The 11,547-nt window shown below is 66.5% G+C and carries 10 protein-coding genes; 6 read left to right on the forward strand and 4 right to left on the reverse strand.

Translation table 11 applies throughout. From position 1 onward, the window contains the following. Nucleotides 1-98: 98 nt before the first annotated feature. From AC5QPF_RS17420 to AC5QPF_RS17430, 3 genes are all read right to left on the reverse strand, one after another. Nucleotides 99-1,445: an MFS transporter gene (locus AC5QPF_RS17420; RefSeq protein WP_494959077.1), complete on the reverse strand. Its 1,347-nt coding sequence runs from the start codon at nucleotides 1,443-1,445 to the stop codon at nucleotides 99-101. Nucleotides 1,446-1,554: 109 nt separating this feature from the next. Continuing rightward, nucleotides 1,555-3,174, reverse strand: coding sequence for a GMC family oxidoreductase N-terminal domain-containing protein (locus AC5QPF_RS17425; protein WP_494959078.1), 1,620 nt, complete (start codon nucleotides 3,172-3,174; stop codon nucleotides 1,555-1,557). 119 nt (nucleotides 3,175-3,293) lie between these two features. Continuing rightward, the gene (locus AC5QPF_RS17430; RefSeq protein WP_494959079.1) at nucleotides 3,294-4,223 is read right to left on the reverse strand and encodes an AraC-like ligand-binding domain-containing protein; all 930 of its coding nucleotides are present in this window, start codon (nucleotides 4,221-4,223) and stop codon (nucleotides 3,294-3,296) included. Between the two features lie 198 nt (nucleotides 4,224-4,421). On the opposite strand from AC5QPF_RS17430, the gene AC5QPF_RS17435 reads away from it, so the two are divergent. Genes AC5QPF_RS17435 through AC5QPF_RS17455 form a run of 5 tightly spaced genes read left to right on the forward strand, consistent with a single transcriptional unit; the run spans nucleotide 4,422 to nucleotide 9,164 of the window. Continuing rightward, complete coding sequence (locus AC5QPF_RS17435; protein ID WP_494959080.1) at nucleotides 4,422-6,086, forward strand: GMC family oxidoreductase N-terminal domain-containing protein; 1,665 nt, start codon at nucleotides 4,422-4,424, stop codon at nucleotides 6,084-6,086. A gap of 3 nt (nucleotides 6,087-6,089) precedes the next feature. Continuing rightward, the gene (locus AC5QPF_RS17440) at nucleotides 6,090-7,136 is read left to right on the forward strand and encodes an oxidoreductase (RefSeq protein WP_494959081.1); all 1,047 of its coding nucleotides are present in this window, start codon (nucleotides 6,090-6,092) and stop codon (nucleotides 7,134-7,136) included. Between the two features lie 14 nt (nucleotides 7,137-7,150). Next, on the forward strand, nucleotides 7,151-7,585 hold the full coding sequence (locus AC5QPF_RS17445) for a nuclear transport factor 2 family protein (protein WP_494959082.1): 435 nt from the start codon (nucleotides 7,151-7,153) through the stop codon (nucleotides 7,583-7,585). Nucleotides 7,586-7,619: 34 nt separating this feature from the next. After that, complete coding sequence (locus AC5QPF_RS17450; RefSeq protein WP_494959083.1) at nucleotides 7,620-8,060, forward strand: nuclear transport factor 2 family protein; 441 nt, start codon at nucleotides 7,620-7,622, stop codon at nucleotides 8,058-8,060. A gap of 9 nt (nucleotides 8,061-8,069) precedes the next feature. Further along, the gene (locus tag AC5QPF_RS17455; protein ID WP_494959084.1) at nucleotides 8,070-9,164 is read left to right on the forward strand and encodes an oxidoreductase; all 1,095 of its coding nucleotides are present in this window, start codon (nucleotides 8,070-8,072) and stop codon (nucleotides 9,162-9,164) included. Nucleotides 9,165-9,324: 160 nt separating this feature from the next. Here AC5QPF_RS17455 and AC5QPF_RS17460 read toward each other — a convergent pair whose 3' ends face one another. After that, nucleotides 9,325-10,503 carry an FAD-dependent monooxygenase gene (locus tag AC5QPF_RS17460; protein ID WP_494959085.1) on the reverse strand — a complete coding sequence of 393 codons (1,179 nt, stop codon included), beginning with the start codon at nucleotides 10,501-10,503 and terminating at the stop codon, nucleotides 9,325-9,327. 139 nt (nucleotides 10,504-10,642) lie between these two features. Here AC5QPF_RS17460 and AC5QPF_RS17465 point away from each other — a divergent pair, with 139 nt between their 5' ends. Beyond that, complete coding sequence (locus tag AC5QPF_RS17465; RefSeq protein WP_494959086.1) at nucleotides 10,643-11,542, forward strand: helix-turn-helix domain-containing protein; 900 nt, start codon at nucleotides 10,643-10,645, stop codon at nucleotides 11,540-11,542. The last annotated feature ends 5 nt before the right edge of the window (nucleotides 11,543-11,547 follow it).

Consider the following 11,547-nt stretch of genomic DNA (forward strand, 5'->3'; position numbering starts at 1 on the left):
TTTTATTGTTTTTGTGGGACAGGCCGTCGCCGTGGCTGGCACCAGGGTGCCAACCCGTTCGACGACAGGTTGATGAAGCCGAGGAAATGCGCGGGCCGTCAGCTCTCGACGACGAAACTGCGAGGAGCATTGGCGCGGCGTTTGCGGCGGTGGTCGTAGAGCCAGGCACCGGCAAAGAACACCACGACGATCAGCGGCAGGAACGACGCGCTGTGGAAGATCGATCCGGCCGCGTCGACCATGACCTGGTCATGTGCAGGCGAGCCCTCCTTGAGCGCCTCGAACGCGGCGCTGCCGCCGGCACTGGCGATCTTCGCCTGGTCGAACAAGGTGCCGAACGCCGGCATCAGCACGTAGGTGGAGAGCATGCCGGCGGACGCGGTGATGCCGATCGCCAGCGAGCCGCCCTGGGGAAAGCGCTCCGAGGTGCTGGCCAGCATGGTCGGCCACAGCACGCTGGTGCCCATGCCGAACAGCAGCGCGGCGAACAGCCCCGTGCCCGGGCTCGTCGCCTGGCTCAACAGGGACAGGCCGGCAAACGCGAAGGCGCAACCGAAGAACAGGATCCCGCTGGAGCCGATATGCCGATACATCACCCCGGTGAACAGGCGCACGACGATCTGCACCGTGTAAATGAACGCCACCAGCCAGAAGCCCTGGATGCCGACGATCCGGGTCAGGGTCAGGTCGATCCAGCTACTGGGCACCAGCTCCGTGGCGGAGGTGAGGAACATGGCGCAGAGGAACAGGTAGAACGCCGGCCGGGTCAGGGTATGGCGGAACATGCCGGTGAACGACACACCCTGGGCCACCCGTTCGCTGGGCGGGTACTTGACCCGGGAAATCAGCACGAGGGCGAGCAGTGCCGGGATGGCCACCAGCGCCAGCTGGACTTTCCAGCCCAGGGCGAAGGTCTCCACCATCACACACGCCGGCGCCGCGACCAGCATCCCCAGGGCGAAGGCGGCATGGAACAGGTTGAGCTTGAGCACCTTGCGGGTGGGATAGAGGGTCACCACCAGCGGATTCAAGGCCGCTTCGAGTGAGCCCCAGGCCAGTCCCTGGAGCAGCGAACCGCCCCAGAGCAACTGCCAGGCCCAGGCCGACTCCGGAGAGGCCGACACCAGCGTGGCGGTGCCGGCCAGATACAGCAGCACACTGAGCACATGGGTACGGCGCAGGCCGATGGCATCCACCAGCGGCGCCATGCAGAAGTTGGCGATGGCGAAGCCGAGGAACAGCACCCCGAGCACCTCGCCGATCATGGCGCCGGAGGTCAGCGGGTTGGTGGCGTCGAAGAAATCATGCTTGATCGGGCTGGCGGCATTGAGCCGCAACAGCACCTCGAAGCCCATGCAGAACTGGGTGATGAAGGCGGCGATAAAGATCCGCGTGACGGGAATGCCTTGCAGATGGCCGGGAAGCCCCGGTGGGTTGTTGTGCATGATGCAGTGCTCCTTCAGCGGATCGGGCCGCTGAATGCAGGATGTTGTTCTTGTTGGTCTGGGTCGAAGCGTGGGGCAAGGCGTGATCGTGGGTGATGGGTGTCCTCGGTCAGTGGATGGGTTGGCGAATGAATGCCGCCGCCCGCTCGGCGATCATCACCGTGGGCGCCGTGGTGTTGCCGCGCACGATGACCGGCATCACCGAGGCATCGGCGACGCGCAGGCCCTGGATGCCGCGGACCCTGAGCTGAGGATCGACCACCGCATCGGCGCCGCTGCCCATGGCGCAGGTGCCGACGGGGTGGAAGGCGTTCTGCGCATGGGCCCGGACATAGGCCTCCAGCGCGGTGTCATCGTCGTCCACCGCCCTGCCCGGCATCAGCTCGCCATCGACGAACCGTGCCAGTGCCGGTGCGCGCAGGAAGCGCCGGGCGACCCGCACCCCGTTCATCAGGTTGCGCACATCGCGCGGGTCGCTGAGGAAATTCGCATCGATCAGCGGTGGGTCCTGCGGGTTGCTGCTGCGCAGGCGAATGCGACCACGTGAGTGGCTGGTGAGGCAGCACGGCGCCACGGAGTAGCCATGCGCGGGCTCACCAGCGGCCAGCTTGCCCCAGGCGGTGGAGGCCATGGCCAGGGTATGGATCTGGATTTCCGGGCGGCCATCGCCATCCAGGTCCATGAAGCCGCCGGCCTCGACCAGGCAGGAACTGAGGATGCCAGTGCGGAACAGGCTCCATTCCAGGCCGTGGCGCAGGGCGTTGAGGCCCTTGTCCTGGCCCAGCAGGCTGATGGGTTCCTTGAGCTTGCCGTCCACCGGCGCCACCAGGTGATCCTGGAAGTTCTCGCCGACGCCGGGCAGGTCCACCAGTGGTTCGATCCCCTGCTCACGCAGGTGCTCCGCCGGCCCGATGCCGGAGAGCATGAGCAGCTTGGGCGTGACCAGGGTGCCGGCGCAGAGGATCACCTCGCGACGGGCGCGGATAACCTGTTCCTCGCCATTACGGCTGACGACGACCCCGGCCGCGCGCAGGTCTTCGATCAGCACGCGGGAGACCGCGGTGCCGGTCTGCACGGTCAGGTTGGGTCTCGCTTGCGCTGCCTTGAGGTACGTCCGCGCAGAACTGCCGCGCTCGCCGCGCTGACTGGTGATCTGGTAGTAGCCGAAGCCGTGCTGGCGCTCGCCGTTGAAGTCGTCGTTGTAGGTGAATGGCTGGCCGTCATCGTCCAGGGTCTGCTGCGCGGCCTTGACGAAGGCCTCGCTGAGCGGATCGCGATGGGGGTTGTCGGATACCACCAGCGGGCCGTCGTTGCCATGCAGCTCGCCGGCGAAGCGACGATTGCCCTCGGCCTTGCGGAAGAACGGCAGCACCTCGTCGAACGACCAGCCCTCGCAGCCGGCCGCCGCCCAGCCGTCGTAGTCCTCGCGCTGGCCGCGGATATACAGCATGGCGTTGATCGAATGCCCGCCACCAAGGGTGCGGGCCTGCATGATCTGGATCGGACGCCCGGCCACATGCCGGGACGGTTCGGCATGGTAGGTACGGGTGCGCTCGGTGCCCATCATCCTGAAGTAGCCGCCGTTCATGCGGATGAACAGGTTCTGGTCGTCAGGTCCTTCCTCGATGAGCAGCACCTGGTTGCGCGGATCTTCGCTGAGGCGGGCGGCCACTACGCAGCCACCTGCCCCGCCACCCACGACTATGTAGTCGTAAGCCTGGGTATTCATGTCATCACCGTATCGCTGTTGTCGTTATTGGAAGCGGTCGATGACATGCTAGGTTTTGCGGCGGGGCCCTGGCTTGGATGGCTGCGCCAGGGTTTGGACTGCTTGCGCCAGGGTTTCGCCTACTGGCGCAACAACTGGTTGGGCGTCACCCCATAGGTCTTCTTGAACGTCCTGCTGAAATGCGACAGGTCATTGAAGCCACAGCTCAACGCCGCCTCGCTCACCTGCCTGACGCTCTTCCCGGTCAGCGCCTGGTAGCTGGCCTCCAGTCGCTGCTGCCAGAGCCAGCGATTGGCACTGACCCCTTCGGCAGCGAAAAGCCGGTTAAGGGTACGCAGCGACACGTTGTGCTTGCTGGCAACCTCCGCAAGCTGCAGCTCCGGATCTTCCAGATGCGCATGCATATAGCGCTTGATCTGTTCCAGCGGCGACTTGCGCGCAACACTGGCGCTCACCCCCGCCCCGCTCTCGAAGGCAAAGCACATCAGATCGAGCATGCCATTGGGCAGCCGCACCTCATCGCTGCCCTCCTTCTCCAGGCTCCAGGCCAGCGACTCGCGCATCAGGCTGCCGAGCATCGCGCCGAACGGCGAAGCGGCCTTCAATGACAGCGCCAGCGCCTGCTCGCGACAACTGATGCGGCTGAGCACACTGGCCCGTGGAATCTTCACTGCGATGGTCCGTGAACCGTCCGGATAAGCGATGGAAGACGGCGCAGTAGCCGTGTACAGCGCCACATCGCCCGGCAGCAATACCGCCTGGCGGTCATGCTGCTGCAAACGGCCGACACCACTGACCTGCAGGACCAGCTGGAAGTGCTCTTCATGGTGCGACTTGAGCTGCGAAATCTCCCGCCGGTACTCCATCGCCGGCGAAACCACATCGATCAGATCCAGCTCCCCCAGGTGCCCGCCTTTCATCTCGCCGTGAAAGGCATCACCGGCCTGCTGCCGGCAATCCACCGCGAGGAAGGTCTCGCAGATGGCTTCGGTCCAGTAGGCAAGACGCTGGCGCTGGTCGATGGCGGCGGTATTGAAGGCATTGAACATGGCAGGCGACCTCGCGATCAGTGTGCATTCTTATTTTGTTAACAAATTAACTTTCACCTTTTCGATCCGTCAACGACCCGCCGGCTTCCATCCGTCGACTGGCGCGCCCGGTCCAAAGATTGGCACCCGCAACCAAGCGTGGTGCCCCGTGCATTCGTAGCCTTGAAGCCAGCACAAAAACAACAAGGCGTTCTCGATATGCACATTTCCAATGGTCGTGCCGACCTGGACGGATTCGACTACATCGTGGTCGGTGGCGGCGCCGCCGGTTGCGTGGTCGCCGCCCGGCTCAGCGAAGACCCGGCCAACCAGGTCCTGCTGCTGGAGGCCGGACCCCATGCCCGACATCCGCTGATCAAGATGGCCGGCGGCTTCTTCAAGATCCACGGTACCGCACGCACCTTCCTCTTCAAAAGCGAGGCGACGCCCGGCGCCAACGGCCGGCAGATGCCCCTGCTGCAAGGCCGCACCCTCGGCGGCGGTACCGCCATCAACGCCATGTGCTACAGCCGTGGCCAGAAGGAGGACTACGACGCCTGGGCCGCCGCAGGCTGTGATGGCTGGAGCTACGACGAGGTGCTGCCGTTCTTCAAGCGCGCGGAGCACAACAGCCGGCTCGCCGGTAAATACCACGGCACCGACGGGCCCTTGCGGGTCTCCGACGGCGTGCACCGCCATGTCCTCAGCGATGCCTTTATCGTCGCTGCCCAGCAGGCCAGCGGCGCGCCGGGGCTGCCTGCGGTGTTCAACCACGACTTCAACGGCGACAAGCAGGCCGGCGTGGGCTTCTACCAGACCATGAGCTACCGCGGCGAACGCAGCAGCAGCTACGTTGCCTACATCGAAAAGGCCGAGAAGCGCGCCAACCTCACGGTGTGGACCGATGCGGCGGTGCACAAGGTGCTGCTCGACGGCACCCGGGCCACGGGCGTGCGTCTGCGCCACGACGGACAGGTGCGGGACATCAAGGCCAGGCGCGAAGTGATCGTCTCGGCGGGCGCCTTCATGTCGCCCAAGCTGCTGATGCTCTCCGGCATCGGCCCCGCCGCACACCTGCGCGAGCATGGCATCGAGCCGGTCGTCGACCTGCCGGGGGTCGGGGAAAACTACCAGGACCACGTGCTGGTGCCGGTGGACGCCGACCTCAAGCAGCCCATCAGCCTGATGGGCCAGGACCGCGGCTGGCGTGCAGTCTCCAACGGCCTGCAGTGGATGCTGTTTCGCAGCGGCGTGCTGACCTCGAACATCGTCGAGTGCGGCGCCTTCTTCGATACCGACGGCGATGGCCGCTCGGAAATCCAGCTCAACGCCCTGGCGGCATCGTCCTGTGGCTGGGGTGATCCGATCCCGCAGGTCCACCGTTTCTCCCTCGCGCCGCTGTGCAACACCTGCCACTCGCGGGGCCAGGTGCGCCTGCGCAGCGCCGATCCCGAGGACATGCCGCGGGTGCAGGGCAACTACCTGGGCGCCCGCGAGGACGTCGACAACCTGGTCAAGGGCATCCGCCTGGCCCGCAAGATCCTCGCGGCGCCGGCCCTGGCGACGCTGCTCAAGGGCGAGTCCCTGCCCGGACCGCAGGTCGGCGACAGCGATGCCGAGCTGGAAGCCTATGTCCGCGCCAGGGCTGGCACCGCACTGCATCCCACCGGTACCTGCGCGATGGGCAACGGCCCGGAGGCCGTGGTCGACAGCCAACTGCGCGTGCATGGCATCGAGGGCCTGCGGGTGGCGGACGCCTCGATCATGCCGAGCATCGTGCGCGGCAACACTGCGGCGCCGACGATCATGATCGCCGAGCGTGCCGCCGATTTCATTCGCCAGCATGGCGCCGGCGCGACACAACGGGCTTCGGCCCGGAGGTAGAACATGAGCAGGATTTTCCAACCCCTGACCCTGCGCGGGGTCACCTTGAAAAACCGCATCGTCATGGCGCCGATGCTGATGTACAGCGGCCAGGACGACGGCAAGGTCAACGACCTGCACCTGGCCCACTACGCGGCCCGGGCCCTGGGCGGGGTCGGCCTGATCACCACGGAAGTGGTGGCGGTACTCCCGCAAGGGCGCATCAGCCATACCGACCTGGGGCTGTGGGACGACGGCCAGATCGCCGGGCTGGCGCGCCTGGCCGAGATGATCCACGCCTGCGGGGCCAAGGGCACCCTGCAACTGGCCCATGCCGGGCGCAAGTCGATGGTGGACGGCGCCATCGTCGCCCCATCGGCAATCCCGCACAGCGAGCAGCAACGTCCCCCCCACGCCCTGAGCGTCACACAGATCGAAGCCATCGTGCAGGCCTTCGTCGACGCCGCGCAGCGCGCCATCGACACCGGCTTCGACTGCCTGGAAATCCACGCGGCGCACGGCTACCTGATCCACGAATTCCTTTCGCCGCTCAGTAACCGACGCGAAGACCAGTACGGCGGCAGCGAAGAAAACCGCAACCGCCTGCTGCTGGAGATCGTCGCCGGCGTGCGCCAGGCCTGGCCGCAGGACCGCCCGCTGATCGTGCGCCTGTCCGCCGAAGACAAGGCCGGCCCGGGCGGCAATCACCTGCAGGTCACCGAACGCCTGGCATCTCGCCTCAAGGCGCTGGGCGTCGACCTGCTGAGCATTTCTGCCGGAGGCCTGACGCCCATCTTCGACGGAGAGATCGTGCCGGGCTACCAGGTGCCCTACGCCGCCCGGATCCGCGAGCAGGTGGACATCCCGGTGGGCTGCAATGGCTCGATCACCTCCAGCGAGCTGGTGGAATCCATCCTCTTCTCTGGTGCCGCCGACCTCGTCTACATCGGCCGTGAACTGCTGCGCAATCCGTTCTGGCTGCTGGAGGTCGCCCGCCATGCCGGCGTCGAGCCGCCCCTGGCCATCCCCACCTATGCCCGGGCCACCGGGCCCTATGTTCGCGGACACTGACAGCGGAGCCTCCCATGTTCAACGACCAGCAACGCCAGGCCGCCCAGCGCGAGATCCTGCAACGCCTCCACCAGTACTGCTGGGGCTACGACAGCAACGACATGACCCTGCTCGGCAGCGTCTTCAGCGAGCAGGCCAGCAGCGGCGGCATCGTCGGCGGCAGCGACCTGGCCTGGGGTCCGTGGCAGGGTCGCGGCGCCATCGTCGAGGCCCTGGCGGACATCCGCGCCTCCCAGCCGGATCGCCGCCGCCACGTGATCGACGCCTGCGTCTTCGATCAGCTCGAAGCGGACCGTGTCAGCGCCCGGGTCTACGTCAACATCTTCTCCTATGCCAACGGCCTGCCGCCGCACCTGGTGACCGTCGGCGAGTACCGCCTGGACGCCCGCCATGGCCGCGATGGCTGGCTGATCGAGCGCCTCGACGAAGTGCTGGACAGCGCCTTCTGAGCCGTACCCTCCTGCGAACCAAGGAATCCACACGATGAGCGACACACGCGAACACTTCGACTGGAGCCAGGCGCAAGCCGTGCTCGACACCCTGCACCGTTACGGCTGGGGCTACGACAGTTTCGACATGGAACTGATGGGCTCGGCTTTCTCCGAGGACGCCACCAGCGGTGGCGTGGTCAGTGGCTCCAGCAGCGGCTGGGGACCGTGGACCGGTCGCGCAGCGATCGTCGCCGGGCTCAAGGCCGTCCATGAAAGCCAGCCCGATCGGCGCCGCCATGTAATCAGTACGCCGATGTTCCTGCGCCTGGACAGCGAACAGGCGGAACTGAAGGCCTTGCTGACCTGCTACTCGATCCTGCCGGGGCAGCAACCGGTGCTGGCCACTACCGGCGAATACCTGGCCCGGCTGTCGCGCAACGACGGCACCTGGACCATCGACCGCCTGGATGCCGTCCTCGACGGCGAGTTCTGAGAGAAGACCATGACCGCACTGCTTGAAACCTATCGCCTGGGCGACCTGGAACTGCCCAACCGCCTGGTGATGTCGCCGCTGACCCGGGCCCGTGCCGGCGTCAACGGCGTACCCACCGAATTGATGGCCGAATACTACGCGCAACGGGCGTCCGCCGGCCTGCTGGTGTCAGAGGCCACCAACGTCAGCCCGATGTCCTGCCCGTTCGAACGTGCCCCCGGCCTCTATACCGGCGCCCAGGTCGAAGGCTGGAAAACCGTCACGAATCGGGTTCACGATGCCGGCGGGCGGATCTTTGCCCAACTCTGGCACGGCGGTCGTATCGGTGCCATCGGGACGCTGGGCTGGGCACAGCCGCTGTCGCCTTCCGGCGTCAACGACGATGTCGACCACCTGCATGTCTGGGCCCTGCTCGACAACCAGAACTACGTACGCATCAGCGCCACGCCGTCCCGGGCCATGACCCTGGAAGAGATCCGGGCGACCATCGGCGAATACCGCGAGGCCGCGCGCAACGCGGTTGCGGCGGGGTTCGACGGTGTGGAGGTCCATGCTGCCAACGGCTACCTGCCGCACCAGTTCCTCTCGGCACGGGTCAACCAGCGCGACGATGCCTACGGTGGCTCCATCGCCAACCGCGCGCGCTTTCTCGAAGAGATCGTCGATGCCATCGCCGAGGTGATGCCCCTTGGCCGCGTGGGGGTGCGCCTTTCGCCGTTCACCACCTACAACAGCACCCAGGACGACTTTACCGCCGACACCTATGCCTGGGTCGGGCGTCTGTTGCAGGACAAGGGCGTGGGCTACCTCCATATCGCCGACGTCAACGGCTGGTACGGGGCGCCGGACCTGGAGCGGATCCTGGAGATCCTGCAAGGCAATTTCCACGGCGCGCTGATCGCCAACGGCGGGCTGGATATTCCGCGGGCCAAGGCGCTGGTGGATGAAGGACGGGTGCCGCTGGTGGGGTTTGGTCGTTACTTCATGGCCAACCCTGACCTGGTGGAGCGGGTCCGCGACAACGCCCCGCTCAATGAACTGGCGGAGCGTGGTCACTATGCGGGGGGTGAAGAGGGTTACACCGACTATCCGCGGTATCGCTGAGTCACGACGCGGACCTTGTGGGAACTGGCGTTGCCAGCGATGAGGCCGGCACTGACGATGAGGTTTTCCGGGCGAACGCCATCGCGGGCAATGCCGGCTGCGCCGCCGATCGCGGATGAATCCGCTTCTGCACAAGGCCCCCTGCAAGGGGCCATCAGCCCTACCCCAGATCCCCGCGCACCGCCTCGCTCAACGCCCCTCGATCCACCCGGGTAAAGGTCCGCCGCAGCATCCACCCGGTCAGCCAGTCCGGCGTCCAGCGCATGAACAGGTTGCGCAGGTGCCAGCTACGCCGTGTCAGCGGCACGTACCACCCCGCCATCCTCGGTGCCAGCGCCTGCAGCACCTCGATATCCGGCCGCAGCCGCGCTTCATAGCGCTGCAACGCCGCCACGTCGCAACTGCGCGCCAGCTCCTCGGCCAGCAGCCAGGCCCCGGTCAACGCCATGCTCGCCCCGCGCCCCGACGCCAGGGTCAGGCAGTGCGCCGCATCCCCCAGCAACACCAGCCTCCCCTGGTGCCAGCCCGGCAAATGCACCTGCATCAGGTGATCCAGGTAGAACCCCTCCGGCTGCGCCGCCAGGGCCTGCTGGATATCGCCATGGGCGTGGGCGAACACCTCGCGCAACCGCGCCGCCCGCGCCGCCCGCGGCACCCGCAGCCCTTCGCGGTCCTGCCAGACGAACAACGCCGCCAGCAGGTCCTCGCGCATGCCATACAGCTCGACGGTGTAGCCCGGCTCGGAAAACGACACGTGCCGCTCTCCGCCCTGCGCCTGTGCACCTTCCAGGGTGAAGGCCGCCGCGCTGTAGCCCAGGGATCGCAAGCACGCCTCGTCACTGGCGATGTAGCGCTGGCGCAAGCTGGAGAAACAGCCATCCGCCGCCACCACGAAGGCGAAACGCTCGGTCGTGCCATCGTCGAACCGCACCTCGACACCCTGCCCATCCTGCTCCAACGCCTCGACCTGGGTGCCGAAACGAATCGGCACCTCGCCGTTCAACGCCCGATGCAAGGCATTGACCAGATCGTCCCGGCACACCGGCAACAGGTTGGTAGAGCGCAGATGCTTGCGGTGGTCGATCAGCAACACGTCGCGCCCCTGGCTGTCGCGAAACTGCGTGCGCCCCAGTTCCACGCCCTTGGCCATCAAGCCTTCGAGAATCCCCATGCGCCCGGCGACCTCATGGCCGCTCCCCCCCAGGCTGAGCACGAAGCCATCGCAGCGCAGGTCCGGCGCGCGCTCCACCAGCACCGGCGAAAAGCCGCGCCGCTTGAGCCACCAGGCCGCAGCGAGGCCGGCGATACCGGCGCCTTGAATCAGAATCTTCGCAGTCACTCTGTGTCCCCTCATCAACGGTGCCGCCAGCTTGCCGGGACAGGCTCGCCACTGCGCGCGCGATCAGGAGGGGACGCGCGCGATCGGTCGCTAATGATAAGTGTTATCATCCGTCATCGTTCACCCTGCGGACCTCGCCATGTCGATCAATCATTACGTCGCCGACCAGCCGCTCTCCCCCACCTTCGCCAACCTCGCCGACGAGGAACTGGATATCCGCGTGCTCGACCTGCTGCCCAGCGTCGACTGCCGGATCCAGGCCGACAGCGCGCCCTCGCTGTCCATCGCCTATTACGCCGAAGGCGGCGGCTGGCGGCAGTTCGCCGATACCCCGTTCATGCTGCTGAGCCCCGACACCTGCTGCCTCTACCACGGCACCGTGGCGATCCACGGCGAAGGCCTGCTGGCGGCCAACACCCGGGTGCGCGGGGTCAATATCAGCTTCGCTCCACAGGTGCTCAGCCGCATCGGCCTGGACCAGCAACTGCTCGATCAGGCCGGCCTGTGGGAACGGCGCATCTCCACCGACGGCCAGGCGCGCCTGGTGCAGTTTCCGGCGCCTTCGGTACTGCGCAAGGTCGGCCTGGCCATGCTCGATTGCCCATTGCAGGGCGTGGCGCGGGAAATCTTCCTGCGGGGCAAGGCCTTCGAAATGCTCGGCGAGATGGTCGGCTACCTGCAAAGCGGCGCCGCCCAGGCCAACGTTGGCGCGCGCGATCGGGCACGGATCGAGGAGGCCTGCACCCTGCTCAAGGCCCGTCCTGCCGAACCCTGGACCCTGGAAACACTGGCCGATGCGGTCGGCCTCAATGTGCGCAAGCTCAAGCAGGGCTTCCGCCAGGTGTACGGCAAGGGCGCGTATGCCCTGCTCCAGGACGTGCGCATGGAACTGGCCGCCGAGCGCCTGCAACGGGGCGAACGGGTGGTGGATGCAGCGCTGGAAGTGGGTTACTCCAACGCCAGCCACTTCGCCAAGGTGTTCCGCCGCCATCACGGCGTCGCCCCCAGCGATTACCGCAATCGAGGTGAAAACGCCTAGATGAT

Source organism: Pseudomonas sp. Con_6 (genome assembly GCF_059379395.1).

Coding starts and splice junctions, on each gene's coding strand:
- AC5QPF_RS17435 (WP_494959080.1), top strand. CDS start 4,422: ATGCACATTTCCAATGGTCGTGCCGACCTGGACGGATTCGACTACATC.
- AC5QPF_RS17455 (WP_494959084.1), top strand. CDS start 8,070: ATGACCGCACTGCTTGAAACCTATCGCCTGGGCGACCTGGAACTGCCC.
- AC5QPF_RS17420 (WP_494959077.1), bottom strand. CDS start 1,445: ATGCACAACAACCCACCGGGGCTTCCCGGCCATCTGCAAGGCATTCCC.
- AC5QPF_RS17425 (WP_494959078.1), bottom strand. CDS start 3,174: ATGAATACCCAGGCTTACGACTACATAGTCGTGGGTGGCGGGGCAGGT.
- AC5QPF_RS17430 (WP_494959079.1), bottom strand. CDS start 4,223: ATGTTCAATGCCTTCAATACCGCCGCCATCGACCAGCGCCAGCGTCTT.
- AC5QPF_RS17445 (WP_494959082.1), top strand. CDS start 7,151: ATGTTCAACGACCAGCAACGCCAGGCCGCCCAGCGCGAGATCCTGCAA.
- AC5QPF_RS17450 (WP_494959083.1), top strand. CDS start 7,620: ATGAGCGACACACGCGAACACTTCGACTGGAGCCAGGCGCAAGCCGTG.
- AC5QPF_RS17440 (WP_494959081.1), top strand. CDS start 6,090: ATGAGCAGGATTTTCCAACCCCTGACCCTGCGCGGGGTCACCTTGAAA.
- AC5QPF_RS17465 (WP_494959086.1), top strand. CDS start 10,643: ATGTCGATCAATCATTACGTCGCCGACCAGCCGCTCTCCCCCACCTTC.